The organism is Helicobacter equorum (assembly GCF_900198655.1).
GTDB lineage: Bacteria > Campylobacterota > Campylobacteria > Campylobacterales > Helicobacteraceae > Helicobacter_F > Helicobacter_F equorum.
On record NZ_FZPO01000013.1, the window covers coordinates 39,316 to 65,248 of the forward strand.

30 protein-coding genes are annotated in these 25,933 nt (G+C 37.3%); 7 read left to right on the forward strand and 23 right to left on the reverse strand.

Going from position 1 to position 25,933, the window contains the following annotated elements; translation table 11 throughout:
- Positions 1 to 5 precede the first annotated feature (5 nt).
- From mog to C6H22_RS03315, 7 genes are all read right to left on the reverse strand, one after another.
- Positions 6 to 536: a molybdopterin adenylyltransferase gene (gene mog, locus C6H22_RS03285; protein WP_104693916.1), complete on the reverse strand. Its 531-nt coding sequence runs from the start codon at positions 534 to 536 to the stop codon at positions 6 to 8.
- Positions 536 to 1,078, reverse strand: coding sequence for a molybdopterin-guanine dinucleotide biosynthesis protein B (mobB, locus tag C6H22_RS03290; RefSeq protein ID WP_104693917.1), 543 nt, complete (start codon positions 1,076 to 1,078; stop codon positions 536 to 538). Before mobB ends, mog begins: the two co-directional genes overlap by 1 nt.
- Positions 1,078 to 1,626 carry a molybdopterin synthase catalytic subunit gene (locus tag C6H22_RS03295; protein WP_233707008.1) on the reverse strand — a complete coding sequence of 183 codons (549 nt, stop codon included), beginning with the start codon at positions 1,624 to 1,626 and terminating at the stop codon, positions 1,078 to 1,080. Before C6H22_RS03295 ends, mobB begins: the two co-directional genes overlap by 1 nt.
- Positions 1,626 to 1,850, reverse strand: coding sequence for a MoaD/ThiS family protein (locus tag C6H22_RS03300; RefSeq protein ID WP_104693919.1), 225 nt, complete (start codon positions 1,848 to 1,850; stop codon positions 1,626 to 1,628). The genes C6H22_RS03295 and C6H22_RS03300 overlap by 1 nt, the downstream gene beginning before the upstream one ends.
- A gap of 21 nt (positions 1,851 to 1,871) precedes the next feature.
- The gene (locus C6H22_RS03305; RefSeq protein WP_104693920.1) at positions 1,872 to 3,128 is read right to left on the reverse strand and encodes a molybdopterin molybdotransferase MoeA; all 1,257 of its coding nucleotides are present in this window, start codon (positions 3,126 to 3,128) and stop codon (positions 1,872 to 1,874) included.
- A gap of 71 nt (positions 3,129 to 3,199) precedes the next feature.
- Entirely contained in the window at positions 3,200 to 3,802 is a 603-nt protein-coding gene (gene ribA / locus C6H22_RS03310) for a GTP cyclohydrolase II (protein WP_104693921.1), read from the reverse strand.
- A 24-nt stretch (positions 3,803 to 3,826) separates the two neighbouring features.
- Positions 3,827 to 4,546: a DUF3943 domain-containing protein gene (locus tag C6H22_RS03315; RefSeq protein ID WP_104693922.1), complete on the reverse strand. Its 720-nt coding sequence runs from the start codon at positions 4,544 to 4,546 to the stop codon at positions 3,827 to 3,829.
- A gap of 111 nt (positions 4,547 to 4,657) precedes the next feature.
- Between C6H22_RS03315 and C6H22_RS03320 the strand changes: the two genes are divergently transcribed.
- Positions 4,658 to 5,224 (forward strand): YhcH/YjgK/YiaL family protein, encoded by a 567-nt coding sequence (locus tag C6H22_RS03320; protein ID WP_104693923.1) that lies wholly within the window; start codon positions 4,658 to 4,660, stop codon positions 5,222 to 5,224.
- 65 nt (positions 5,225 to 5,289) lie between these two features.
- On the opposite strand, the gene gmd is transcribed toward C6H22_RS03320, so the two are convergent.
- Entirely contained in the window at positions 5,290 to 6,399 is a 1,110-nt protein-coding gene (gene gmd, locus C6H22_RS03325; protein WP_104693924.1) for a GDP-mannose 4,6-dehydratase, read from the reverse strand.
- A 117-nt stretch (positions 6,400 to 6,516) separates the two neighbouring features.
- On the reverse strand, positions 6,517 to 7,938 hold the full coding sequence (gene dnaB / locus C6H22_RS03330; RefSeq protein WP_104693925.1) for a replicative DNA helicase: 1,422 nt from the start codon (positions 7,936 to 7,938) through the stop codon (positions 6,517 to 6,519).
- Positions 7,939 to 8,047: 109 nt separating this feature from the next.
- Between dnaB and nth the strand changes: the two genes are divergently transcribed.
- Genes nth through C6H22_RS03355 form a run of 5 tightly spaced genes read left to right on the forward strand, consistent with a single transcriptional unit; the run spans position 8,048 to position 11,401 of the window.
- Positions 8,048 to 8,704 carry an endonuclease III gene (gene nth / locus C6H22_RS03335; RefSeq protein ID WP_104693926.1) on the forward strand — a complete coding sequence of 219 codons (657 nt, stop codon included), beginning with the start codon at positions 8,048 to 8,050 and terminating at the stop codon, positions 8,702 to 8,704.
- A gap of 48 nt (positions 8,705 to 8,752) precedes the next feature.
- On the forward strand, positions 8,753 to 9,169 hold the full coding sequence (locus tag C6H22_RS03340; protein WP_104693927.1) for a chemotaxis protein CheX: 417 nt from the start codon (positions 8,753 to 8,755) through the stop codon (positions 9,167 to 9,169).
- A 23-nt stretch (positions 9,170 to 9,192) separates the two neighbouring features.
- Positions 9,193 to 9,546: a flagellar motor switch protein FliN gene (gene fliN / locus C6H22_RS03345; RefSeq protein WP_104693928.1), complete on the forward strand. Its 354-nt coding sequence runs from the start codon at positions 9,193 to 9,195 to the stop codon at positions 9,544 to 9,546.
- Between the two features lie 3 nt (positions 9,547 to 9,549).
- Positions 9,550 to 10,548, forward strand: coding sequence for a hypothetical protein (locus C6H22_RS03350; RefSeq protein ID WP_104693929.1), 999 nt, complete (start codon positions 9,550 to 9,552; stop codon positions 10,546 to 10,548).
- Positions 10,532 to 11,401 carry an energy transducer TonB gene (locus tag C6H22_RS03355; protein WP_104693930.1) on the forward strand — a complete coding sequence of 290 codons (870 nt, stop codon included), beginning with the start codon at positions 10,532 to 10,534 and terminating at the stop codon, positions 11,399 to 11,401. The genes C6H22_RS03350 and C6H22_RS03355 overlap by 17 nt, the downstream gene beginning before the upstream one ends.
- A gap of 6 nt (positions 11,402 to 11,407) precedes the next feature.
- Here the strand turns inward: C6H22_RS03355 and C6H22_RS09000 are convergent, their stop codons facing one another.
- The 9 genes from C6H22_RS09000 to C6H22_RS03400 all read right to left on the reverse strand — a co-directional run bounded on the left by C6H22_RS09000 (position 11,408) and on the right by C6H22_RS03400 (position 19,052).
- Complete coding sequence (locus C6H22_RS09000; RefSeq protein ID WP_324826069.1) at positions 11,408 to 11,968, reverse strand: polysaccharide pyruvyl transferase family protein; 561 nt, start codon at positions 11,966 to 11,968, stop codon at positions 11,408 to 11,410.
- A complete protein-coding gene (locus C6H22_RS03365) occupies positions 11,892 to 13,667 on the reverse strand; it encodes a Coenzyme F420 hydrogenase/dehydrogenase, beta subunit C-terminal domain (protein WP_104693932.1) in 1,776 nt (591 codons plus the stop codon). The genes C6H22_RS09000 and C6H22_RS03365 overlap by 77 nt, the downstream gene beginning before the upstream one ends.
- 32 nt (positions 13,668 to 13,699) lie before the next feature.
- Complete coding sequence (locus C6H22_RS03370; protein ID WP_104693933.1) at positions 13,700 to 14,020, reverse strand: 4Fe-4S dicluster domain-containing protein; 321 nt, start codon at positions 14,018 to 14,020, stop codon at positions 13,700 to 13,702.
- A 39-nt stretch (positions 14,021 to 14,059) separates the two neighbouring features.
- Positions 14,060 to 15,169 carry a DegT/DnrJ/EryC1/StrS family aminotransferase gene (locus tag C6H22_RS03375; RefSeq protein WP_104693934.1) on the reverse strand — a complete coding sequence of 370 codons (1,110 nt, stop codon included), beginning with the start codon at positions 15,167 to 15,169 and terminating at the stop codon, positions 14,060 to 14,062.
- 13 nt (positions 15,170 to 15,182) lie between these two features.
- Complete coding sequence (locus C6H22_RS03380; RefSeq protein ID WP_104693935.1) at positions 15,183 to 15,734, reverse strand: 2-oxoacid:acceptor oxidoreductase family protein; 552 nt, start codon at positions 15,732 to 15,734, stop codon at positions 15,183 to 15,185.
- A 1-nt stretch (position 15,735) separates the two neighbouring features.
- Positions 15,736 to 16,563: a 2-oxoglutarate ferredoxin oxidoreductase subunit beta gene (locus tag C6H22_RS03385; RefSeq protein WP_104693936.1), complete on the reverse strand. Its 828-nt coding sequence runs from the start codon at positions 16,561 to 16,563 to the stop codon at positions 15,736 to 15,738.
- Between the two features lies 1 nt (position 16,564).
- Entirely contained in the window at positions 16,565 to 17,689 is a 1,125-nt protein-coding gene (locus C6H22_RS03390; RefSeq protein ID WP_104693937.1) for a 2-oxoglutarate synthase subunit alpha, read from the reverse strand.
- Positions 17,690 to 17,707: 18 nt separating this feature from the next.
- Entirely contained in the window at positions 17,708 to 18,022 is a 315-nt protein-coding gene (locus C6H22_RS03395) for a 4Fe-4S binding protein (RefSeq protein ID WP_095627721.1), read from the reverse strand.
- Between the two features lie 202 nt (positions 18,023 to 18,224).
- The gene (locus tag C6H22_RS03400; protein WP_233707009.1) at positions 18,225 to 19,052 is read right to left on the reverse strand and encodes an endolytic transglycosylase MltG; all 828 of its coding nucleotides are present in this window, start codon (positions 19,050 to 19,052) and stop codon (positions 18,225 to 18,227) included.
- A gap of 43 nt (positions 19,053 to 19,095) precedes the next feature.
- On the opposite strand from C6H22_RS03400, the gene C6H22_RS03405 reads away from it, so the two are divergent.
- Entirely contained in the window at positions 19,096 to 22,077 is a 2,982-nt protein-coding gene (locus C6H22_RS03405; RefSeq protein WP_104693939.1) for a YhdP family protein, read from the forward strand.
- On the opposite strand, the gene truA is transcribed toward C6H22_RS03405, so the two are convergent.
- The 5 genes from truA to C6H22_RS03430 form a co-directional block, all read right to left on the reverse strand.
- Positions 22,023 to 22,796 (reverse strand): tRNA pseudouridine(38-40) synthase TruA, encoded by a 774-nt coding sequence (truA, locus tag C6H22_RS03410; protein ID WP_233707010.1) that lies wholly within the window; start codon positions 22,794 to 22,796, stop codon positions 22,023 to 22,025. The genes C6H22_RS03405 and truA overlap by 55 nt on opposite strands.
- A 15-nt stretch (positions 22,797 to 22,811) precedes the next feature.
- Positions 22,812 to 23,864, reverse strand: a complete 1,053-nt coding sequence (locus C6H22_RS03415; RefSeq protein WP_104693941.1) for an LptF/LptG family permease — start codon at positions 23,862 to 23,864, stop codon at positions 22,812 to 22,814.
- Positions 23,857 to 24,570, reverse strand: coding sequence for a prepilin peptidase (locus C6H22_RS03420; protein ID WP_104693942.1), 714 nt, complete (start codon positions 24,568 to 24,570; stop codon positions 23,857 to 23,859). Before C6H22_RS03420 ends, C6H22_RS03415 begins: the two co-directional genes overlap by 8 nt.
- A 1-nt stretch (position 24,571) precedes the next feature.
- Positions 24,572 to 25,222, reverse strand: a complete 651-nt coding sequence (locus C6H22_RS03425) for a protein-L-isoaspartate(D-aspartate) O-methyltransferase (protein ID WP_104693943.1) — start codon at positions 25,220 to 25,222, stop codon at positions 24,572 to 24,574.
- Between the two features lie 9 nt (positions 25,223 to 25,231).
- Positions 25,232 to 25,933, reverse strand: a 702-nt coding sequence (locus C6H22_RS03430) for a carbon-nitrogen hydrolase family protein (protein ID WP_324826070.1), incomplete at its 5' end; no start/stop codon positions are given.

The window sequence follows — 25,933 nt, forward strand, 5'->3', positions numbered from 1 at the left end:
CCATTTTAAGATTTTGGGCGAAACGCCGTGATAACTTGCGTATTTGGCTCGATATACGCCCCGCCTATTAAATCTATGCAATATGGAATAGCCGGAAATACTGCCTCTAGGCATTCTTTAATGCTCTTTGGCTTACCAGGGAGATTTAATATGAGACTTTTACCTCGCACACCAGCACTTTGGCGAGAGAGAATCGCGGTGGGCACATACTGCAAACTCACCGCACGCATTTGCTCCCCAAAACCCGGTAGCATTTTTTCACACACACTCTGCGTAACTTCAGGGATAATATCGCGTGGTGCGGGTCCCGTGCCACCTGTGGTAACGACCAAATCACATTTGTCCTCATCACACATTTTTTTTAGCACAGATTGCAATGGCGCAAAATCATCACTCACCACTTCATACACAAAGACACATTCATTTGCAATAAAACTGCTTAGCACTTCTTTAATTGCCTTACCAGAAATATCCTCATACACACCACTAGAAGCACGATCAGAAGATACCAAAATGCCTATTTTAATTGTTTGCATCAACACCCCTTATTGATAAAATCTATAATTTCACGCGGATTGTTAAGATCTAAAATTTCTAAACCTCCTAACATATTCTTATCCACACGCTTTTGCAATGCCAAATCCATAGCAATCGCAACGCCATAAGATAAATATCGCCTATCTAACTCTTGACGCGCCACAATGATGCGCTTATAAGGCAAGGACTTAAGCCCCTCGATAAAAACATAATCACATTCATTAAAAAACTCTAATGCACGATGAAACTCGCGTAATTCATACGCACTTACAGATTCAGTGCTAGGGGCTATATCATCACAAAATCCAAAAATCGCACTCTTTTTTGGAGAAATCACTGCAACATATTGTGCCACGCAAGAAAACTTATAGCTATCTTTGCCACCTTTCTTACCTTGCGTATCAAACTCCGCTTTATCCTTAGGATCATGCTTGATAATTGCGACACGTTTGCCCTCACTGCGCAATATTTCAGCAATAGCACAAATAAGTGTAGTCTTGCCACTATTGCTTTTACCGCTAAAAGCTACGATTTTTGGCATTAACTAAGCACTCCACTGCCATTAATAGGCATACTACGACTTAGGGCAAAAACTTTTTGTCCATCAATAATATCATATTTCCAAATGGGTGCATTTGCCTTAAAATCTTCGATAAACTCTTCATACAACCCAAGAGCTACACGACGATGCTTTGAAATCACTGCACACATATAAGAACTTTGTGTATGGGAAACATCGCCTACAGAATGTGCCATAAGCAACACCGCACCCATTTTCTTTGCTTTTATTTGCCAAACTTCAAACCACTTATGCAACAATGGCTCATACACTTCAAAGCTTAAAGCATTTACCATATTTGCGCAAGGATTATGAGAATCTATGCCTCCGTGGGATTGTGTATGTGCATGAGATTCTGTGTTAGGTTGTGCTTTAGAATCCCTTTGGAAACCTTCTTTAGATTCTTCTTGACGCACAATACCGGTAAAAACACACAATGCACCACAATTTTTCTCTCGTGCAACATTCTCCCATTGTGTATAAATTTTTGTCGTTGGCAAAGGACCATTATAAAGGGTTAAATCTTGCATTATCCACCACATACAGGAGGCAAAATCAGAATCTTATCACCACTTTTAAGTGCAAAATTGTCATCTTTGATAATCTCATCATTTACTGCTATGGCACAGATTTGTAGCCATTTACTAAGCTCTGGTTTTTGGGCAAGAACTTCCCTTAATTCTCGCATATCTTTCACCTCTAATTCAAGTGGTGCTTGTGTGCTTAAAGGTCCTAAAAACTCCACGCGTATCATTATTTCCCCCTAATGCTAAATTTATATAAAATCACGAAACACTAATAATGGCACAACTGCACCCTTTGGCAAGCTCTCGCCTCCCTCTTGCAAAATCGCAAACGCCGTGTGTGCGCCTAGATTCTCAATCATTGAGCTTTGCAAGGTTTTTTTACTTGCAAAACTTGCATACAATTTGCCATCACGCACTTCCACATCGCACGCACGAAATTCCATACGCGAATCTACGCGCACTGCTTCATCAAGCAAAGTCGCTTCCAAAACAAGCTCTCTTGTTTGTGTGCCACACAAACGCGCAAGAATCTTCCGCGCAAAAAGCAAAAATGTCGCTACGCAAGAATTTGGATAACCGGGTAATCCAAAGACATGCGTTTGTTTCTCTCCGCGAGAGTAGATTCCGTATGCTACGGGCTTACCGGGTTTTAATCGCACACCCTTAAAAATCATTTCTGTTTCTTGAGCCATAATGTCTTTGGTAAAATCAAAATCCCCCACGCTCATACCACCTGTGGTAAGTAATATATCGCATTGTTTCAAGGCTTGGCGATAAAGTGCGCGTATAGAATCTCTATCATCACCAACTTGTGGATATAGTATGCCCTCACCTCCAAAAGTTTCCACAAGTGCATTGAGTAAATGATTATTGACACTCCGTAATGCATTAGTCCTATCACTCTCTTCACCCACTTCAAGAATCTCATCACCTATGCTTAAAATCCCGACTTTGGGTTTCTGCACGACTTGCACAAAAACTTGATTAAGATCTGCAAGAAGTCCTATCTCAAAAGGTGTGATGCGTGTGCCAGATTCTAAGAGCTTCTGTCCTTTGGTGTAATTTTCACCTACCTGACGCACCCATTGTGTGGGCTTGATAGTCTGTGTTGGATCTTTTAGGTACACAAGCTTTGTGTCTTGCATTTGTATTTCTGTAATATCTTCACACAAAATAATCGTATCTGCACCATTTGGCATACGCGATCCCGTGTAGGTGCGGATAGTATGGGCAGGTTGTATGTTAAATTCTTGTTCTATACCAGCATTATTTGTGGCTTGAATAGTTAATCCTTTTGTGCGTAAAGTCTCTATATAAGCACTAGAAATCGCATAACCATCCATGCTAGAAGTGGGAAAAGGTGGGATATTTTTGGAAGCAAAAACATCTTGAGCAAGATAACGATTAAGTGCCTGAGTGAAAATAACCTTTTGGCTAGGAAGTGTATGCACGGGGACATTACGCAAGATCTCCACAGCCTCATCATAGCCAATCATCGCGCGCATATCTTATCCTTTTTGCAAATATTAGGGAGTTGTATTGTAGGCTATTTATCTTAGTCTATTATTAAAGTAGCCTAAAGCATATGCCCCATTTTATTCTTTTTGACCTCTAAGTATTGCTTATTGTGTTCGTTACAACCAACAATAATACTTTGCCTGCTCACCTTAGCATATTGCGCAAGAGAATCTACTTTAAGAGGATTATTTGTTAAAAGCTCAATTTCTTCTATCCCAAAAGTTTTAAAAATTGCTCCCACAATCTCATAATTTCTACAATCACTAGGCAAACCAAGCTCTAAATTTGCCTCAATTGTATCTAAGCCTTTATCTTGCAATGCGTAGGCATTAACCTTATTAAAAAGCCCTATGCCTCTACCTTCTTGACGTAGATATAAAAGCATGCCACCTTGCTTATTAGCTTGGATAGCTCGCATAGAATGCGCCAACTCTTCACCACAATCACACTTTAATGATCCAAATACATCGCCAGTGAGACATTCAGAATGCAAACGCACCAATGGAATCTCACCAAGATGTTGCGTAAATACCACTAAATGCTCTTTAGGACATATTACTTTTTGTGTATCAAAATCTTCCTCATATTCCTTAAAACTCTGAATCCAAAACACTCCATATTTTGTAGGGAGCTTAGCTTTTTGTGACACTTCAAAACGCATATTTTTCCTTTGTATCAAAATATTTTAAAATGCATAATGCAAACTTAACATCACGCCATTACTTCCCTGTCTTGAACGAAGAGGGCTAAGACGTGTATAAAAAACATTTTTATCTACCCCAAAACGCTCATCAAGCCTCATCAATTCGATAAATGAACCAACAGGATCCATAAGGATAAGAGCGAAATTTCCTAAAAATCGCGAATGCAACAAGGTGCGATCATTGGCATAAATATATATACTCGCTTGATAAAACATTTCACCAAGTATTGCACCAAAAGCAGGAGTAACAACAAGATCTTGCCAGCTAGGCACTTCTGCAAAGGCTTCAATACCAAATTCCCAAAACAATGCGCTTGTTGCAAATGAAAATAGTGCACTATCAAACCATCCATACCCAGCTTTGCGAGGTTGCATATAATATACACTACCCCAATAAGGATGCGTAATCCAGTTTAAAAACCAATCATCTCTATCAGCTACAAGCACATTTGAAACGTGATCCTTATAGTTTGTGTCAAGATTGTAAATATCTTCCTTATTCCAATGTGTTACGCTTTGGGGCATGAAATACAAAATCACTGCGCCACCTATAGAACCCACCAATAAGACACCGCTACTCAAGGCTACATACGATGCATTTTGTTGTGAATCTGAATGTAATTGTAATTTACTATAATCTATACTCGATTGTGTATACAGCGTGGCTATAAGCAATAATGATATAAACATACACCGCAACAAAAGCCAACCTTATATTACACAAAATCTTTCAAGAAAGGTCGCATTTTACTATCTTTTGCCTAATGCAATAATACACAACATGCTATAATTCTGAACAAAAAGGAATTACATATGGCACTTGTTGGAGATTTTAGGCAATTTGAATCTTTTTTTGCACTCTATCCATCACTTATGGAAGTAAAAAACTACCTTGCACAAGCACTTACGATAGATTCTGTAGTGTATAAGCGCATCAATGCACTTGCGAGTACAAAAGAAAATGCTCGCGTAGAATTTACATATGAGTTAGGAGGAAATATACGCGCCATTGAGCAAACGTATCCTCTAAAGCCTCATACGGAAGCATTTTATGAATCTCATAAAAAATTTGTGGATTTTCAGCTATGTGTAGAGGGATCAGAATGTTTTGAAGTAGGCTATATCAAAGATTTTATTCCCCTTACACCATATGATGAATCCAAAGACCTTATTGTCTATGCCAAATCAATTACACCACCCCATCATTTCTTTTTTCATAGTGGAATTTTGGGGATATTTTTTCCTCAAGACGTGCATGCTGGTGGTTTAACCTATCCTATACAATCCCATACAAACACACAAGATGCAATGAGTACTATAGAGTTACTTACTCAACCAAAAAAAGTAGTCCTAAAAATCCCTATACAATACTTTATCTAGAATACAGCACAAATAGTCACAACTACTAAAGGAATTCTATGTGTTTTAGATTTGGCTCACAATATTTATTCAAAATAACTAAAAATAGTATAACCGCCGTCTTTTAAATATTTGTCTTTTTGCATAAGCTTTAGATCACTATGCACCATATCTTTTACCAATGCAGCTAAATCATATTCTGGCACCCAACCCAATTTTTCTCGTGCCTTACTCGCATCCCCAATCAATAAATCAACTTCTGTTGGGCGAAAATATCGCTCATCTACGCTCACCACTTCTTTGCCGACTTCAAGCTTAAAACTTCCCAAACATGCTTTGATATATCCTCGTTCTTGCACACCCTCACCACGGAATTCTATCTCTATGCCTAACTCTGCAAACGCCATTTTGACAAACTCTCTCACTTCTGTAGTTACTCCTGTGGCGATAACCCAATCCTCTGGCTTTGGTGCTTGCAAAATAAGCCACATCATTCGCACATAGTCTTTGGCATGTCCCCAATCGCGTTTGGCACTAAGATTCCCTAAATAAAGTTTATCTTGCAATCCTAATGCAATTTTTGCCACTGCACGCGTAATTTTTCTTGTCACAAAAGTTTCCCCTCGTATAGGGCTTTCATGGTTAAATAAAATACCATTACTTGCAAAAATATTGTATGCCTCGCGATAATTAACCGTGATCCAATACGCATAAAGCTTGGCACACGCATATGGAGAACGTGGATAAAATGGTGTTTTTTCACTCTGTGGCACTTCTTGCACAAGTCCATACAACTCACTCGTGGAAGCTTGATAAATCTTGCTTTTTTCTACAAGTCCCAATAAGCGAACAGCTTCTAAGATTCTAAGTGTGCCTATACCATCGGCATTTGCAGTATATTCTGGTGTCTCAAAACTCACAGCCACATGACTCATCGCTGCAAGATTATAAATTTCATCAGGTTTGGTTTCTTGGATAATGCGTGTAAGGTTAAGAGAATCTGTCAAGTCTCCATAGTGTAAGAAAAAATTGCGATTATCTACATGGGGATCTTGATAGAGATGATCGATTCTATCGGTGTTAAAAAGCGAACTTCTTCTCTTAATCCCATGCACCTCATAACCCTTTTTGAGTAAAAACTCCGCAAGATACGCACCATCTTGCCCTGTGATCCCTGTAATAAGCGCTGTTTTCATATAACTTCCTTAATCTTTACAAAATCTTAAAAAAACATAAAAGCTATTCTACACCAAAGGTGCTTAAACTTTTACAAAATCCCAAAACCTATAAAATCTACAAAATCTTAAATACTCCTAATAGGGGCTAATAATACTTCTTATTTCATCCACATCAAGTTTTGTGTCGTGCTGCTCTTCTTGCTGTGTTGTTTCTGGATTCTCAAAACGGGTAAAACGCTTTCTAAACTGAAGTTTAATTGTTCGTGTCTCACCATTTCGGTTTTTAGCCACAATAAGTTCTGCAGGCTCTACATCGCGCTCTATATATTCTGCTTTAAAATCCGTTGCTTTACCTTCTTTTTCTAAGCGTGCTTTTCTTTCTCTATCGGCACGTTTTTTATATACATCATCACGATACAAAAATAAAATCATATCTGCATCTTGTTCAATAGCTCCAGAATCTCGGAGATCTGAAAGCGTTGGGTGTTTGTCATCGCGTCTTTCAAGCTCACGATTGAGCTGTGAGAGTGCAATTATAGGCATTTCTAGCTCTCTTGCTAATGTCTTAAGTCCGCGAGAAATATCACTAATCTCAATTTGTTTGCCTTGATTTCTATCACCCACCATAAGCTGAAGATAGTCAATCATCGCAATGCCAACGCTTGGGTGCTGACGCTTAAGCTTTCGAAGTTTAGAGCGTAATTGTGCGATATTAAGCACACTCCCATCATCGATAAAAAGCTTTTTATGCGTCATCATATCCGTACACATACTAAGTTGCTCAAGCTCATTATCATTTAAATTACCACGACGCAGATTTTGCATAGAAATAGAACTAAGAGAACTAAGTAAGCGTATCATTAACTGCAACGCGGGCATTTCTAGACTAAAAATTGCTACGCCAACATCGGCATTTAAAATGCTTTGGGCAATGCTTAGCATGAAGGCTGTTTTACCCATAGAAGGACGTGCACCAATGATAATTAAATCACCGCTATTAAAGCCTGTTGTAATATCATTTAATTCATGGAACCCTGTCGTAACACCTGTGAGAATCTCATTACCACGCTCTTTAAGATCCACAAGGTATTGCATTGTTTCTTTTGCAAGTGTCGGAGCATCGATAAAACCCTTACCGCTTATGTTGCCCAGTGCAATATCACTAACACGTTTTTCAATAACCTCCATAATCTCTTGCGCGCTAGAGTGTGAATCTAGTGATTTTTCACGCAAAAGCATTGCTAATTCTTGAAGTTCTCTTTTGAGTGCAGATTCTTTAATTTCTTTGGCATAAGCCTCGACATTAGCAATAGAATCTGCACTAGCAATCTCGACAATCTCATCTTCACGCACCTTACCTTGTGATCGCTGCAAGATGATTTGAGCATCAAGAGGGAGATTTAGTGCATCACACTCACGCATAACTTCAAAAACATTTTTGTGTGTGGGATATAAGAAATCTTTGGGACTTAGAATTACTGCAATTTCTTCATAAATACTTGGTGCATACAAAATCGAAGAAAGCACCGCACGCTCAATAGCAATAATCGTCTCCATAAACTCCACTCCCACCTAAAACAAAATACAATGAAGTCGTAAATTATAGCTAAAAGTCTCAAAAAATATTATAATGCAAATTTTTAAGATACCAACCTTAAGGATCATAATGCCACAAAAGCCAAAAAAAGCTACAAAGGCACAAGTTAGTGAGATAAAATCTCTTTTTTTAGAGCGCTATGAAAATGCTAAAACAGAATTACGCTACAACAATATGTACGAACTTCTTGTGTGCGTAATGCTCTCAGCTCAATGCACAGATAAACGGGTCAATCTTGTAACTCCTGCACTTTTTGCACAATACCCCGATGTCAAATCCCTAGCCAATGCCCCACTAGAAAAGATCAAAGAATATATAAAATCTATTTCGTTTTTCAATAACAAAGCGGCAAATCTCAAAAAAATGGCAACCCAAGTCACGCAGGAGTATAATGGGGAAATTCCCACTACGCAAGAAGCATTAAAAACTCTTGCTGGTGTGGGACAAAAAACCGCGAATGTCGTGCTTATAGAATTTTTTGAAGCAAATTTTATGGCAGTAGATACGCATGTATTTCGCACTTCTCATAGATTAGGATTAAGTAGCTCTAACACTGCTCTACAAACAGAATCTGATCTCACCAAAGCTTTTAAAGATCATCTATCCACACTCCACCAAGCCTTTGTGCTCTTTGGGCGTTATATTTGCAAGGCACAAAAACCCTTATGTCAAGAGTGTTTTGTGCAACATTTATGTAAAAGCACACGAAATTTTAAGCCAAAATAAACAAAAAATGCCTATAATGCGAAAATTTTAGCATACAAGGAGATCTCCATGGATGTCATTCGCCAAAGTTTTATAGAAGTAGTGCAACAAAGCATCAACAAACTCCCAAAAGATTCTCTCTTGCCAATCAAAAAGGGCTACCTCACAAAAATTAGTATGCTCAAAGGCTCTACGCCAGATACAGATGTGTTTTTGCTCTTTGATAAAGCATTTTTAAAAATCATGGCAAAAGCAATGCTCCAAGATGATGATCCTAACAAAGAAACCCTAGAAGATATAGCAAAAGAACTCGCAAATCTTATAGTAGGACATGCCAAAGTGCTTTATAAGGGCAATACAAGCTTTGGTATATCTGTGCCTAGCTACTTAGGACACAAGCTCATAAAAGACTATGATAGTGGCTTGCACTTTAAATTAGGTAGAGGACATTGCGGAATTTATGTAAGAAATATAGCCAAAAATTAGTAAATCTCAATAAGGAGTGAATAATGGGTGGTGAATCTATCCTTGATAAACAGCGAATCCACACGCCAAAAGAAATAGAACTTGCAACATATCTTGAAGATATGATGCAAAACTACAATGGGTTATTGGATATGGAAGTGCTTTTTGAGGCTGAATTAGGATCTACAAAACTTCCGCTCAATGAGATTTTGCGATTTGAAAAAGGATCGATTATTGATTTGGGTAAACCTGCTGGTGAAAGCATTGAAACATTTGTTAATGGTCGCGTGATCGGAAAAGGCGAGGTTATGGTCTATGAAAAAAACCTCGCTATCCGTATCAATGAGGTTTTAGATTCTAATGCGATTGTATATTATCTCACACGTGAGAAAGTCTAAATTATGCGCTATATTATGGGGTTTTTGTGTAACTTGAGTTTTGTTTTTGCTATACAAGCACAAAAGATAGATATACACACAGGCAAACAAAGCAATGAAGTTCTACTATATTTGGATACGCCCTATGATTTCACACCTCAAATCACAACCAAAGATGAATATAAGGGGGTAATTTTTACAAATATTACCGCACAAGCACAAAATAAGCGCATCAGTGGATCGCTTGTAAATGAGATACAAGTTTTTAACATCAATAATGATCTCTATGTTCTAGGCGTGGGTGATCCAACACAAATTGATGTCGAAGTGAGTAAAGCGGGACAAACATTTAAAGTTACATTTCTCAAAGCTAAACCCTCGCATTTAGAACTTTTGATGAATAAATCACTCAATATTCCCACTACGCAAAGAGATTCTGAAATTTCTCAAAATATCGCCACACTTCCAAAGCCTAATGATGCGCATTTTACTAGCACAACACAATCTACTCAAATTTTGCTACAAAATGATACTAAACAATTTCAACAAAACCCTAATCAAGAAGATTCTACACAAGCCTTGAAACTTGGCAAAAATGGAGATCTAGACCCTTGGCGTTATGGTGCCTTGGTTGGAATTATGGTGCTTCTCCTTGTGATTTTATTGTGGACACGAAATACCTTGCGTAAAAACACACAGCCCTTTTCATCCTATCTAGATACAAAATCTACAAAAAATACACACTTTGAGCTTAATCCATTTGATCCAACAATAAAAATCATTGCCCAAAAACGCGTAGATTCTAAAAACAAGATTCTCACACTCGAAACAAATGGGTATCGTTATGTCCTGCTCATAGGTAACTCCAATACCTTACTTGATCGATATCCAATAGCCAAACACAATGAATCTCCAAAACCGACGCTTTATGATAGTCTTGTGATTGAAGATTCGCAATTTAGTAATCTTTTGGAGCAAAAAGCGCAGCGTTTGCGACAACTCAAAAATGACCAAAATACATAAAATCACAGAACATGAACGCTTACGTTTTGCTTTGCTCTGCTCAATTATTATCCACATCGCTATCATTGCAGTGATATTTTGGAATCTAAGGCAACCAAACCTCCGGTTTAAAAAGGGCACAGGAGAAATCCCAAATAAAATAAAAATTTCAGGATTTTTACCCCAGCAATCATATACACGAGAAACAAATCAAAATGCCACCGAAACAAAACAAAGCACCTCTGCACAAAAATCACAAACCAAAAACACTACACAACCCCAAAATACGACACAAACTGGCAATATCGCTAATCGGGATTCTAAATCACTAGATTCTCACTCTACGCCAAACACTACCTATTCACAAACCCCAGAAAACACTCTAGATTCTATAAACTTGCATAATCTCACGATTAATAATCCCTCCAATAACGCAAATAATTCTATAGATTCGCGCTCTAGAAAAAAAAGACAATCCCCTTCGTTAGTAGCAATTTTTTCGCACTATCCAAAACTTGATAAGATTACAAAACGTGATATTAATGATCTCTATGGCGAAGAATTTGGAGATTATGGACTTGTGGAACAGGATTTTATCATCAACAATTTACGAGATATAGGGCGTATCACGGGCAAATATCTCAAATATCCACAAGATGCAATCCGACTAGAACAACAAGGAGTTAATATTGTGCAATTTTATCTTCACCCAAATGGAGATATCACGGATCTTAGGCTGATCAAATCTTCGGGTTATGTGATTTTAGATAGAAATTCTGAACGCACAATAGAAATTGCCTATAAAGACTATCCGCACCCCACAAGCACCGTGCTTATTAGAATCCGAGTAAGCATGGAGCTATATTATTATTAAACTATATTAAATTGCATAAATCCCTACATTTTTTGCTAAATAATCCTTGCCCACTTGTGACCATAGATAAAGGCGCGCGTTGACTTCTTGCCAATCTATTTCTATTTGTGTCAAAAATTTATCCATAAATTCTTCTAACGAAGCACACAAGCAATCTTGTAAATTAAAAATCTCCAATAATGTTTCAAATCGCGTATTCATAGATCCAGCACTTCCTCCAAGCTTTAGTACCAAAAATGGCGTATTCATAATAATTGCAAAGACACAACCATGAAAAGAATTTGTAACCATGAATCTGGAATCTGCTATTGCCCCTATCCATTGTGATGGTGTTGGATAAAAATCCGTGCTTACATCATATAAACATGCATTTTTGCTATCAATATTGGCATTTGCATAGAGTATTTCTGCACGCTCTTGGATAAAATCTAAAAGTGCATTTTTATCAATCAATGTCTCTTGTCCTAACATATACACAAATACATCTTTTTTATCCTTTAATCTTGTAGCTATCGATAAGTAATCCTCTCGAGAAAGCAACATGGTAGGATCTGGCACACACAGCATGTAGGCCCAATGTTTTAAGCGAACTAATATTGCACTCCTCGCGCACAGATAAAACATCAAAGGAGGATAAATATTGATAATATAAATCTTGTAAGTCCTGTGCTATGTCTGGTGACCCTATACTTGGAGCATAGGCTATTTTCTTTACATTTCTAAAATGTGGCTTCTTTTTATCTACAAACCCAAGCATATAATGATACAAAGGATTCACGCAAAAATTCTCTCTAGTCACACCCCAGTAACTATTCCAAATCTGATCACTCCCAGCAATGTAAATATCCGATTTAGGAATATTTCTGAAATACAAATTACCAAAAGTTTTATCTGATTTATACATAAAATTTGCACGAAATACATCAAATGCACGCCTTGTGTCCAAGACACAAAAATTTAGATTAGCAGAATCTATATCTTTTTTACTAAGTCTAGCATTAAACCTAATAAAAAACTCTTGTATAAATCCAAAAATTCCATATTTTTTCAATGCTCTCCATATTCGACGCACAAAAGGTACGCGAATATCGCCAATATCAGCAAAACTAATATTGACCTTTGGATATGTCTTATGTAGATATTGATGAAGAGCATAAGCTTGCATAACTTGCCCATAATTATTGGTTGTATCTATAAAGGTGACAATTGTTATGTCTCTTCCACCAGTCTTCTTAAAAATCCTCTTTAATGTAGTCTTTAGAGAATACGGCATACATGTTACAATTTTTTGTCGTAAAGCTCGTAAATACCAAGATTTATTTACGTTTGACTTAAGATACTTCCTCAAAATATGCATAGCTTCTTTCGCACCCTGTGTGCTATAAGTATGTATAATTTCATGTAAAGCCTGCTTCCGCACAGGATTTGTATGACCAGATACAAAAAGGGCACGATTCCCATATGCTATAGATTCATAACTACTATACTCCCATTCTCCAAAATCTTTTAAAGATTCTATTGCCTGGAGTGCCTTTGTGTTATGTGTAATCACACAGCTTACCCCTACATCATCACTAAATTCTGGGTGAGATCTTTCAAGACCCCAAAAATCACCTAGTGTAATATCCGATCCACTCTGTCCATCTTTTGCATAACAATTTTCACAACTCGGACGCGTAATCACATGCTCCAAAAATCCGCGCATAAAATCAGACTCGTAATGTGGAATTGTCTTTGTCTTTACCGCAAAAATACCTTTCTTCCAACCATAATCTTTACCTCTAAAATTAAAATCTATAAGCTTTTCTCCCTCTTCTTCAAGTAAACTTTCCTTATAAATCTCCCACACTTTCGGACTTGGAACAGAATTACAAATAACCTCACAAGTCAAAAGATTTGCGTAAGGTTTTTTGAGATAAGCTAAGAGTCCTTGAATTTCGCACTGTACACCACTAAACAATATTTTTCGACCATTTTTTAATAATTCCTTAACCTGCCTGAAGCTCTCTCCTTTGTCTGATTGCACATATTTAGATCGTCGTATAGAATCTAACTCATCAATAGTTTCTATACCTTTATGCACCACGCGCAGATTCTCATCATATCCAACACCAAAAACAACTCCACCTTGCTTTATAATGGATTCTGCAAGTAAACTAAAGATACCGCCGGATGAAGAGTTTAAGCGTAGTTGCGTATCTTTAGCCTTGAAAGCAAAATAGTGGCGCTTAGAATCTGTATTAGAAACAACATGAGTGGAATCCATGTCGGAATGAGAAGAAGGATTTATAGTAGAATTTATACGAAAATTTGTAATAGGGGGGGGGGTATGAAATGCACTTGTGATAGCAACGCTTGATCTATGGTTTGAGCACAAGAAAGTTTTGTATTATATGGAAACTTTGAAGTTTTTTTCACTGCATTATATGGTGCAAAATCTAGAAATGGCAGTGTAGGACACACAACCTCACACGCCTTACATTCTGTGCATGTATCAACATTTACATAAGGATACAAGAATCCCTCTATATCTGGATCCATAGCAATGCTATTATGAGGACAAGCTGCATAGCATGCGCTACATCCACAACAATCGTTGTATTGTGGTAAAATCGGCATCAAAACCCCTTACTTGATTTTATTTTAGGTAATGAAGCATTATAACATAAACCCATTTATAATCTCAACAATCCTATACGTATCCTCTATACTTTGGACTTGACTAATGGGTAAGCTTATAATCTCATTTTGCAAGGTTTGTGCGATAGGTAATTCTAAGTGATTATAACATGCATACACTTGTTGTTTATGCACAGGTATAGGATAGTGAATGATCGTTTGCACACCATTACGCGATAAATATTCTTGTAGCCTCCCACGATCTTTGGTGCAGATAACAAACAAATGCCACACATGTGAATGTGGATACAAAGCGCGGTGTGTTGGCAAAATAATCTCACTATGTCTAATCTCTTGTATATATATATTGGCGATTTTTCGTCTATGTGCATTATCAGAATCTAAAAGCGGTAATTTGGTGTGTAAGATAAGGGCTTGTAGTGAATCTAAACGTGCATTAATACCATCAAAAGCATGAATATACTTACTTGTGCTTCCGGCATTAGCAAGAGATCGAATCATTGTGGAGAGCTCATCATCATCGGTTGTGATAGCACCACCATCACCCAATGCCCCAAGATTTTTGGCAGGATAAAAGCTAAAAGCTCCAGCATTGCCATAAGATCCCGCTCGCCTTGTAGAATCTGTAAAATACGCTCCGTGTGCCTGTGCACTATCTTCAATAACAAGCAGATTATGTATCTTGGCAAAATCAGAAATTGCCGACATATCACAGACTTGTCCGTATAAATGCACGGGCATAATAGCCTTGATACGATCATTCATAAGATTTGAGAGTTTGGAGACATCAATCAAAAAATCCTGTGTGCTAGGTTCAGCGAAAAAAGGAATAAGATTATTTTGTGTGATTGCAAATACACTTGCTATATAGGTATTGGCTGGGACAATAATTGCATCATTATCACGAAGTTTACCTAAAATTTTATAGGCTTTTAGAATCAAATACAAAGCACTAGATCCGCTACTAACGCCTATACAATATTTGCTCCCACAATATGTGCCAAATGCCTGTTCAAACTGGGCACACGCCTCACCTTGAATATATTGTGCACTCTGCACAAATGCATCAAAACTGCGTTCAAATGCAAAGCGTGTATTAATCTTGGCAAGATCAATGAAAGGAAGCATTAGGGCTTAGATTCTATCCTAATGCTTTAAGTGCATATTTTTCGCCTAATTCAAAGGCTTTTTTATTGAGATCTTTAACCTTATCTGGAACTTTTTCCAACATCGTGTCAAATACCAAATCCCGATTTACACACTTTGTCATACTCACGGTGATAGCCAATGCCACCACAGATTGCGTTACCACATTACCCACTTCTTCTTTGGCGATTGTAATGATTGGTATCTCATAAATTTTGAATTTCTTTTTATCCTCATCGCTTGGTGTTACAAGGTTTGGCTCTACTACGATGATATTACCTGCCTTCACACCACCTTTAAAAGTATTATAACTCACTTGCGCAGTAGAAAGCATAAAATCAATTTCTCCCTCATTGGCATAAGGATATAAAATTTCCTTATTATCAAGCAAAATATCCACCTTTGTAGGTCCTCCACGCACTTGGGAAGTATAGGTAGCGGCTTTCACACCATAACCATGATCTCTGATTTTAGCTTCTGCAAGAATCTCTCCTGCAAGCAACACGCCCTGTCCACCAACACCTGTAAAACGAAGTTGATATTCCATCTTAGTGCCCCCCTTTAGCTTGAGCTCTTGCTATCACACCATCATATGCCTTACAATACTCTATACGACTTGTATCGTGTTTAAGCACACCTGTAGGGAATTTACCAGCTTTTTCTTCTTCGCTTAATGTATCAAATTTATTCTTAGAAACAAGGCGAGATTCTATCCATTGAAGCATTTTGGTAGCATCGCCCATCTTATTTTTGCGCCCAAGATTCACATGGCAATTGCTATGAACGTCAAAGAAACTAAAGCCCTCATGACTAAAACCTTCTACAAGAAGTTTTTCAATCTTTTTAGGAGAGATTACAGATTCTCTACCTACAAATGTTGCACCGGCTGCCATAGCAATTTCACAAGGATCAAAACTTGGATCAATATTGCCATATTGTGCCGTTACAGTCCAAAAATCCTTAGGTGTTGTAGGGGAAGTTTGGGAGTTTGTCAAACCATAAATAAAATTATTAATAAGCACAAGATTAATATCAATATTTCTACGACAAGCGTGAATGGTATGATTACCACCAATCGCCATAGAATCTCCATCACCTGAAATCACAACAACCTTTTTCTCTGGATTAGCAAGTTTAATGCCTGTAGCATATGCCAAAGCCCTACCATGCGTAGTATGGACGGTATTGCAATTGACATATGATGAAAATCTCCCACTACAGCCAATCCCACTCACAATACATACATCATCCATTTTCCAACCTAAGCTATCTATAGCTCGTATAACAGATTTGAGTATCACACCATCGCCACAACCCCAGCACCAAAGTGTGGGCATTTTATCCATTCGTAAGTAATCTTCGTAATTAAATGCCATCTTATAGCTCCTGTATTTTGTTGATAATTTCTTGAGGTGAAAGACTTCGTCCGTTTGCCTTACCCAAAAACTCTACATTGCGTTGCATTACACGCTCAACTTCGTGGAGATATTGTCCCTTATTAAGCTCAAGCACAAGGATTTTATTGATTTTTCTACCAAGATCTTGAAGCCGCTTTTGTGGACTAGGCCAAATTGTAATAGGTCTAAACATACCCACTTTTTTACCTTCCTGGCGTAATGTATTGATAGCCTCTTTGGCAGCCAAAGACACCGAACCATATGCAATAATTGCTATCTCTGCATCTTCTAATTGGTATTCCTCATATTCTACAATATCATCAATATTATTTTCTATCTTGCTAAAGAGTCTATCAATAAGCTCTTGTGCAAGAACCGCATCTTCTGTGGGGAATCCCGTAGGTCCATGATGAAGCCCTGTAATATGATAACGATATCCCTTAAAGAAAGGATTTAATACTGCTGGTTTGTCTTGTGGCACACCATAGGGCTTGTAGTCTTTAGGATCGCCCTTGAACTCCTCACGATTAACAATCATCTTTTCAACTTCACTAAGGTCTGGAATAAGTGCCTTACCATGCATATGTCCTACGGTTTCATCAAGAAGTAAAAACACTGGAGTCATATATTTTTCCGACAAGTTAAAAGCGCGAATGGTTTGTGTATACGCTTCACTAAGATTCCCAACCGCGATTGCTATAGAACAAAAATCCCCATGACTTGGATTTTTGACTTGATTAAGATCACCTTGTGAAACGCGTGTTGGTAATCCTGTAGAAGGTCCACCACGCATGACATCAACAACAACTAATGGAATCTCTGCCATAAAACCATAACCAACTTGCTCCGCTTTCAGTGAAATACCTGGTCCTGAAGTAGCAGTCATCGCTTTCTTACCTGTCATAGCAGCACCAAGCGCTACTGAAATACCACCGATTTCATCTTCCATTTGGATAAATTTTCCACCAACTCTAGGAAGATTCACACTCATCTCATGGGCTATATCACTCGATGGTGTAATAGGATATCCGCCAAAAAACCTACAACCCACATCAATTGCAGCCTGTGCCACCAACTCATTTCCGCCTGTAATGACCTCTCGCATTCTTTCTCCTTCTTAAAATTAATCAACAACCATAAAATGATTATCTTTTACACGTTGTGCACGCTCTCTAGATTCTGGAGTAAGTTTAGCAAACTTAAACTCATCTTTACTCGCAACAAAGATAGCAAAATCTGGGCAATGTAACTCGCACTCATAGCACCCTATGCAACTCTCTGGATGTGCTACACTAATAATTTTACCCAAAATCTTATGCTCATCTTTTCTCATACCCAACACACCACTCGGGCAGAGCGATACACAAATATCACACGCCTTGCATCTTGTCTCATCAATCCAAACCGGAGTATTCTCTGGAGCCTGTTTTAATCCCATTTCTTCTTCCTTTCTTAAAGTTTTGTTTTAATAATATTATCCCTTTTCGCTTAAACAATGTGTAATTTTACACAAAAGCACAAATCTTTGTTACATTTTGTATAGCCTTATACTCTTGGCAAGACATCACATATTCCAAAAAACGCGAACACCAAAGTTTACAAACAAAAAGTTAAATATTTATTAAACTCTATGGAATTTTTTAAAAATTACTCTTGTGATCTTGGTAAGTTTTACTAAATGTATGTGTGCCATTTTTATTTCGCACAAAATAGAGATATCCTACATTTGCAGGGTTTAGCACAGCCTTTATAGCCTGGAGACTTGCGCTTGTGCATGGATAAGAGGGAATGCCTTTATACTTGTATGTATTGCATATATTTGTGTCATTGCGTATGCGATCTGGTGTAACTTTTTGATGAGAATACTCCCCATAATTAAGTGATCCATCCATTTGTAAAGGCATATTGAGTTTGAGACGATTAAAAACTACTGCGGCTACTATTGGCATTTCATCTATATTAGCAGCTTCTTTTTGCACGATAGAAGCAATAGACACATAATAAAACCACTTATCTCTATCATACACACCCATAAATTGCGTTGCGGTATTTTCATGCCATTTATAGGACATTTGAGACAAAAGCTTCATGAGCTGATCCTCGCTAAGTCCTAATGGTAATTTATAGGTTTCTGGAACAATAACACCTTCTGGAAGATGAAAATATATATCATAGGATTCTCGTAATTTTTGAGAATCCAAACCAAAAGTTTTTGCCACATCTTGCAAGAAAAAATATAATGTCTCACCGGGAATAAGCGTAATTTCTTTGGTAGCCGCCTTGGCAGTGCTAAGCTTTTTAAGAAACTCCAGGCGTGTAGGATTCTCCATACCCAAATCCACAAAACCACTTTGTGGTGTCCCCATGATTTGCATAGCAAATGCATCAAGTTTGCCAAATTGATTTTGGGGAATGTCCTTTATTCCATTAAGATATGCTATAATAGACTTTATGGAACCCTTTGGCACATTCAATATTTGAGGAACTACAACAGGAGTGGTAAAATACCATATGAACCAACAACACACACCAAAGCATAAGCCAAATACCAAATATAAAACTCTTGTTAGTCTCTTTGTTTTCTGTGGCACGATTATTGTCCTTTGTTTTCTTGGCTATAAAGTCCTTAATGAAGGTATTTATAAACAAGAGCTTTCTTTTGGTTTTGTGAAAATTGAAGGATTGTATCTTAAATTAGAAAATAAGTTTATTGTAGATATTAAAAAAGTCGATCTTTCCCAAAGCACATTATTCTCTAGTGAAACAAGCAACGATACCAAGCAAGAAAACCTTAAAGATTCTATAGATTCTGCGATGAATTGGGTGCAAAATATTTTTTGGATTCTCTCTTATTTTGAAACCTTCAATATCCACAAAGTTATTTTTCCCGACAATACAGAACGCGCAATACTATATGATGGCTCACATTACCTGATAACGACGCCGCATTTTAGTGCAATTCTAAATACCACCCAAAGTAGTAAAGATATTAATTTAGAGATTCAATCCCTCATAATCCCAAAACTCTTTTTGGAAGCTACAGGACACATGCAATACCACATAGGTAGTAAAACACTTGATATAAACACTCTTGAAATTTCTCATGCCAAAACCTTAAATAAAGCCAACAATGAAGTAGCATCTATACGTATTACAGGTAATACAGATTTTCAAAATGCCATACTCACAATAAATTCCTCAACTTGGGATCAAATCCAGTTTCTTAAGCCCTATATTGCCCTCTTAAACAACAAAACCTTAGAATCTTGGTTGTTTGAGCAAATCCAATTTGAATCTATCCAACTTCAAAACCTTACCCTAAAACTTGCATTTAATAAATACTTTGTCCAAAACCTTCTCTCTGATATGTATGGCTCTATCCACCTACATAAACCAACAATATCTATCGCTCCAAATACCACACCCATCATTGCTTCAGATGCTATGATAAATCTTGCAAATAAAGCTCTAAATATCCATTTTAGCGATCCGAGTTTTGCAGGACATAGCCTAGATACATCTGCAGTGCAAATTAATCTCCCCATTAATCAAGTATTTGGGCTTTTTGTACAACTACGAAGCAAAGACCTCGTGCTAGATAAAACACTTCTTGATCTTTTATATGCCATTCTTGATATACATCTCCCAGTGCAAACCTCAAGTCCGCTTGACACTACACTAGATATTGCACTAAAATTAAACTACAAAGATCAATTAGAAACGCAAGTAAATGGTATCATTAGTGGCAAAAATGTCAATGCCATACTCTTTGAGCAACCAATCCTCGCCACAGATCTGCAAACAACGCTTACTATTGATCGCGACAAAAAACGCTTAATCTCTATTAAAAGCTCACAGACAGAATATACTGATGTGCTCTCTACGCAATTTACATTTGATATAGATGCACTCGCACATACATTAAAGGGTGATTTTTTCATTCAGTATGTGGATTTGCTTCCATCAAAAATGTTTCCCGTACATATGAATTACCCAGGTTTCAAAGATATAGATAATAATGATGTAATGACAAAAAATATTATTAACGCTATTATCAAAGAAAATACTTCAACCCTGCCAAGTATTCTTCAAATCCCACCACTTAGCCAAGACACAGAATCTACACAAACAAATCCATCAAACAACACAACACAACCTAATTCCATACGCAACATAACCCTTGAAGGCAGTTTTAAAGATGGCATTATCGATCTTGTTATTCCGCAGCTCACACTCTCTTTTAAACAAGATTCTATGTTGCATATTAGCCTTGAAAAAATACAAACACTCTACCCTCACTCTCCACTTTTGCAATATTTTGGTGTAAAAAAAGGCTCTCTCACACTGCACAATAAAGATACAAATGCAGGAGAAATCTCACTCGGAGCAAAAATAGAAAATCTCGACTATCCTATTTATGATAAAAATAATCAGGCGTTACATACACTAGAGCTTAATGGTAATATCAAAACAGATGATATTATGCTTGCCACCAAAGATCAACATATCAAATTCCACAAACGCCTCAATACCACATCTCTTGTATTTAAAGACTATAATCTTGATATTAATCAGCTTATGGAAAGTAAGATTCCTATGTTATATGAAATTTTTCACGAAGAAGGCGAAAGTGTGTCCTACACTCCAGACGAAATAGTACAAAAAAATGCTTTTATCCGTCAAAAACGCAAGTTTGAAAATGAACACAATATCGCACCCCATATTTTGCATTTAGAATCTAATAATATGGATATTATATATGGTGATTTTATCATACCTACAGATTCTGCGACAATCACTATGCGCGATAGACGTATCAACGCCAATGCCGCGTACGGTAATGGCATTGCAGACATTAACATTGCTTATGGTAGGGCAAACATCACACTTGATAATTTTAGCTCAAGCTTTATCAACCAAGTGCTCTCCAAACAGCTTTTTGCTGGTGGGCTTTTTGACTTCTCTGGCACACTCAAAGACAAAACCTTGCAAGGCGAGATTCGTATCCAAAATACAACCTTCAAAGATTTTGCAATCGTCCAAAACATTGTAGGACTAATCGATACAATTCCCTCGCTAATTATGTTTAAAAAACCCGGACTTAGTAATGATGGCTATGAAATCAAAGAAGGGAAGTTTTTATTTTCTATGAATAACGAATATCTAGGATTTGAATCTATTGATCTCATAGGAAGCGCGATTGATATTAAGGGCAATGGTATTGTAAATCTTAAAGAGCCCACCATAGACTTATTTCTCAAAGCAAGCACAATGAAAGCACTCTCAAATATTATTTCAAATATTCCTATTGTAGGCTATATCATACTAGGTAACGATGGCAAGGTAACAACAAATATTGTCGTTTCTGGTAGTCTTGATAATCCAAAAACAGAAGTGAGTTTTATCGAGGATGTTGTGAATGCACCATTTAAGATACTTCACAGAATATTCTCACCGCTTGATAGCATTGTCGATACACTCATAGAAGAATAACCTACTCCGCAAAGATACAAACCATTTGGGCTTACTGGTGTGCTATGATAGCGAGATTGCGCATCTATTTGTGCTTGAAGTTGCGGTTTTGATAATTCTCCGCGTGCATAACTAAAACTGGCACCTAGCATTAAATGCACTTGAGCTCGCAAAAAACCATTAGCACGTATATACACGATGAGAAAATCACGATACACATAAGCATAGCTTTGCATGATAGTGCGTATAGAATCTTTATTATGTGTGCCTTGCTTTTTGAAAAATACAAAATCATGACTTCCCCTAAAAAGCCTCAAGGCTTCTTGGAGGCGATGTATATCTCCAAATTGCTCATAGCTTACAAAACGCGCAATAAATGGATTTGGTATTTGCAAACCTACAAGATAGCGATACGCCCTCCATATAGCCCAAAAACGTGGGTGAAAATCTTCACTCACATAGCGTAAGGAGATAAAGAAAATATGCGGATAACTCTTTTTGTTTAATAATGTACGTAAATACACCAAATCCCACCGATGTGCCACATCAAAAGTGATCACCTGTGCTCTAGCATGCACACCCTTATCTGTGCGTCCAGCTGCCAAAATTTTAGAATCTATCCCTACACGAGAGAGAATCTCATGTAGCGTATTACTTACACTTACAATGCCTTGTTCTTTTTGTGGCGCAAACCCGCTAAATGCACTACCATCATAGGCAATCTTAGCCAAAACTCTCATCACAATATCTAGATTCTAATAATAATGCTTAATAGCTCTAATATACAAAAAATACGAAGACACAAGCCACACAAGAGGAATACACACAATTCCCAAAAAAGGAAAATTTTCTGAAGCAATATGCACTATGACAAAATACAAAGCCGTAGCGCCAATCACATAAAAATAGGATTTGTTTGATTGAAATCTTGGATTTGCAATCCCAAAGCTAAGCACCAGAAACAATGATACAAGTGGAAAAATCGAAACTAACACTGCTTGTGAAATCTTACGCTCCTTGGATCTTACAGAGAGTGGAATATCCTTGCGTGGCAAAGAAGTAATCATATACGCAAAAGCTTCTTCCCAATATCCAAGTAAATCATATCCACTTAGCTGTGGCTCACCTAGGATCTGACGCACATTCATATTGTTATAGAGAATCTTTCGTATTTCATTGTCTTGCGCAAAATACACATCACCACGCTCCAACAAAAGTTCAAAAAGCCCATCTCTGTTTCTTGTTTTGCCATCTTGGGCGACTACAAAACTTTCAGAATCTGTATCTTGAGAATATAAAATCAAATTTTTATACTTTCTATCCTTGACTTCATCAACATATATAAGCCAATCTCCAAGCTTTTGCCCAAGCTCACCAGCTCGTAAATTCACATCAATATCGGCCCGCTTTTTAGCAATGAAATTTTTAGATGCACTATTAGAAAGTGGGACAAGCACAAGCGAAAAAACAAGCAAAATAAGTGTAGCAATAAGCGTGATAGGCAAAAATGTTTTAAGAATATTCATAGGTTTAATGCCCAATGCAAAAAACACCATCATTTCATAATCATATGAAAGTCGTGCAATCCCAAGTGTGAGTGAGGCAAAAAAAGTGATAGAAATGATAAAAAATACACTACCAGGCAATGAATATGCAAAAAGTGCAAACAAATCAAGAAAACTCATCTTCACAACATAGGTTTTGCCAGCAATACTAATAATAAGCACTACAGAGGCAATAAACAAAAGAACAAGAAAAAATGGAAAAAAGAGTTGCGAAAATGACAAAAACATATAACGCTTAAACATACCACACTCCATTATCTAGCAATACCCATATGAGATTCTCTGCATTCCCTACATAGCTTATCAATACACCTGCAAAGAGATAACTCACAAACGGAAAAGATTGGGAATAGGATTTTGCAACCACCAAACGAACACTCATAAAAAGAAGTGCTAAAAAACTTGCTATAAGCACACTAATGAGCGTAAATAATACTCCAAAACAAAGCCCAAGACCGCCAAATACAACAATATCAGCTTCACCAAGCAATGGTTTTTGAAATACTATCTCGCCAAAAAATCGCATCACAAAAGTGCCACCCATAAGTGCTAGAGCATTGATGATATGCGTCCAAGCATCAAAAGATATGATAAATACACATGCGCAACTAAACACAAAAAATATTATCAACAAAGATTCTGGCAATGCCAAATACACCCAATCGATATATGCCATAATGCACAGCATAAGCAATACGATATACAACAATATGCCATAAGAGAACACAAAAATATGTGAAGTGTGAGCTAGTGATGTATCATAAGTATTTTGCACAAATACCACCAAAGCAAAAAGCATTATACTCACCACAATCATACTCGATAAAGCCCGTGTATAAGAAATATGCAAATATCGACGCATATATAAAACCCCAAAACCTACCCCACACGCTAAAACACATAAAGCAATGCATACGCTCCATATATTCCATGCAAAGGTAGTATCCATATCACGATCCTTGTCGATACGACACAATCCCATCACATACATCAACAAAACAACACTGCGTAATCACAAGTGGTGCACTCAAAGTGCCATTTTGTTTTACAAATCGTGTAATACGTTGTTGTGTGGAATCTAGCTTATCAAACATTGGTGCCAAAAGTATGCCACCTTCTTTTAATTGATTGACAAGTCCATGCGGAATCTCTCTAGCACATGCACTAAAAATGATAGCATCAAAAGGCGCGTGTTGCTCCCAACCATCTTGCCCATCACCAAGTTTTGCAAAAATATTATGCGCATTGAGTAAGTGAAAGCGTCTTTTTGCCTCTATGAGTAATTGCTCGATACGCTCTATGGTATACACATATTTAAAAAGATGGGAAAGCACCATCGCCTGATATCCGCTACCACAACCAATCTCAAGCACACTTTCTCCACCATCTGCCAAAAGAGATTCTGTCATAATAGCCACTGTAAGTGGGGAGCTAATCCATTGTGAATCTTCTAATGGCAAAGAATCTAAACTATAAGCATTGTATTTAAAACTCGGAGGAACAAAAAATGCCCTATCTACGATCCCTAAAGCCTTAGCTACAGATGGGGAAATCTTCACATGTTTTTGAATCTCTGCCACCATCTTTGCATTTGCATACATCAAAATCCTTTAAAGATTTATTTGTATGCCGGTTTGGATATATTTTCTCATTTTAGAGGTTTCATGTAAATCTACTTGTGCGTGCACACATTCTTTTTTGTCATTTTTATACACAACCCCATAAGGTGTGATAACAGAACTACCTTTTGCCATTGTATCATTTGCCCCATCACTTGCCACAACAAAGCTTTGATTAGCAATTGCCAAAGCCTTGCAAAGTGTTTCGAATTGATCCTTGCGTTGCTTACCCCATTGTGCAGGAACAAAAATAATATCTGCCCCTTGCACACGCTTCCACAAATCAATAAAGCGTAACTCAAAACAATTCAATGCCGCACATTTTATAGAATCTATATAAAATGGTGCAATTTCATCTTCTGAACCTGCGCAAAAGTGCAATTGTTCATCACCTAAGACAAAGAGTTTGTGTTTGGATTGTTTGTGAACAATCTCACCCTTATGAAATACCTTTAGATTATTAAAAAAATGTTGATGATTTTTTTCTATCATAGTTGTGATGAGTGTATGATTCTTTGTGGCTTCCATGAGTGTTTGTGTCGCGATTTTGGAAAATTCTGCCGCTTCTTCCATGCGCTGATAGGAAAACCCACTAAAAACTACCTCTGGTGTGCAAACAATAGAATCTTCTTGGCATTGATCCAAAAGTGTGAGCACTTTTTTTAGATTAAATTCAAAATCTGTCCCAATTTT

Coding starts and splice junctions, on each gene's coding strand:
- fliN (WP_104693928.1), top strand. CDS start 9,193: ATGGGTGGTGAATCTATCCTTGATAAACAGCGAATCCACACGCCAAAA.
- C6H22_RS03350 (WP_104693929.1), top strand. CDS start 9,550: ATGCGCTATATTATGGGGTTTTTGTGTAACTTGAGTTTTGTTTTTGCT.
- mog (WP_104693916.1), bottom strand. CDS start 536: ATGCAAACAATTAAAATAGGCATTTTGGTATCTTCTGATCGTGCTTCT.
- C6H22_RS03340 (WP_104693927.1), top strand. CDS start 8,753: ATGGATGTCATTCGCCAAAGTTTTATAGAAGTAGTGCAACAAAGCATC.
- C6H22_RS03305 (WP_104693920.1), bottom strand. CDS start 3,128: ATGCGCGCGATGATTGGCTATGATGAGGCTGTGGAGATCTTGCGTAAT.
- C6H22_RS03390 (WP_104693937.1), bottom strand. CDS start 17,689: ATGCGAGAGGTCATTACAGGCGGAAATGAGTTGGTGGCACAGGCTGCA.
- C6H22_RS03395 (WP_095627721.1), bottom strand. CDS start 18,022: ATGGGATTAAAACAGGCTCCAGAGAATACTCCGGTTTGGATTGATGAG.
- C6H22_RS03415 (WP_104693941.1), bottom strand. CDS start 23,864: ATGTTTAAGCGTTATATGTTTTTGTCATTTTCGCAACTCTTTTTTCCA.
- truA (WP_233707010.1), bottom strand. CDS start 22,796: ATGAGAGTTTTGGCTAAGATTGCCTATGATGGTAGTGCATTTAGCGGG.
- nth (WP_104693926.1), top strand. CDS start 8,048: ATGCCACAAAAGCCAAAAAAAGCTACAAAGGCACAAGTTAGTGAGATA.
- gmd (WP_104693924.1), bottom strand. CDS start 6,399: ATGAAAACAGCGCTTATTACAGGGATCACAGGGCAAGATGGTGCGTAT.
- C6H22_RS03370 (WP_104693933.1), bottom strand. CDS start 14,020: ATGCCGATTTTACCACAATACAACGATTGTTGTGGATGTAGCGCATGC.
- C6H22_RS03300 (WP_104693919.1), bottom strand. CDS start 1,850: ATGATACGCGTGGAGTTTTTAGGACCTTTAAGCACACAAGCACCACTT.
- C6H22_RS09000 (WP_324826069.1), bottom strand. CDS start 11,968: ATGCTGTGTGTGCCAGATCCTACCATGTTGCTTTCTCGAGAGGATTAC.
- C6H22_RS03380 (WP_104693935.1), bottom strand. CDS start 15,734: ATGGAATATCAACTTCGTTTTACAGGTGTTGGTGGACAGGGCGTGTTG.
- mobB (WP_104693917.1), bottom strand. CDS start 1,078: ATGCCAAAAATCGTAGCTTTTAGCGGTAAAAGCAATAGTGGCAAGACT.
- C6H22_RS03295 (WP_233707008.1), bottom strand. CDS start 1,626: ATGCAAGATTTAACCCTTTATAATGGTCCTTTGCCAACGACAAAAATT.
- C6H22_RS03320 (WP_104693923.1), top strand. CDS start 4,658: ATGGCACTTGTTGGAGATTTTAGGCAATTTGAATCTTTTTTTGCACTC.
- C6H22_RS03425 (WP_104693943.1), bottom strand. CDS start 25,222: ATGTATGCAAATGCAAAGATGGTGGCAGAGATTCAAAAACATGTGAAG.
- ribA (WP_104693921.1), bottom strand. CDS start 3,802: ATGCGTTTTGAAGTGTCACAAAAAGCTAAGCTCCCTACAAAATATGGA.
- C6H22_RS03365 (WP_104693932.1), bottom strand. CDS start 13,667: ATGGATTCCACTCATGTTGTTTCTAATACAGATTCTAAGCGCCACTAT.
- dnaB (WP_104693925.1), bottom strand. CDS start 7,938: ATGGAGACGATTATTGCTATTGAGCGTGCGGTGCTTTCTTCGATTTTG.
- C6H22_RS03355 (WP_104693930.1), top strand. CDS start 10,532: ATGACCAAAATACATAAAATCACAGAACATGAACGCTTACGTTTTGCT.
- C6H22_RS03420 (WP_104693942.1), bottom strand. CDS start 24,570: ATGGATACTACCTTTGCATGGAATATATGGAGCGTATGCATTGCTTTA.
- C6H22_RS03385 (WP_104693936.1), bottom strand. CDS start 16,563: ATGGCATTTAATTACGAAGATTACTTACGAATGGATAAAATGCCCACA.
- C6H22_RS03375 (WP_104693934.1), bottom strand. CDS start 15,169: ATGCTTCCTTTCATTGATCTTGCCAAGATTAATACACGCTTTGCATTT.
- C6H22_RS03405 (WP_104693939.1), top strand. CDS start 19,096: ATGAACCAACAACACACACCAAAGCATAAGCCAAATACCAAATATAAA.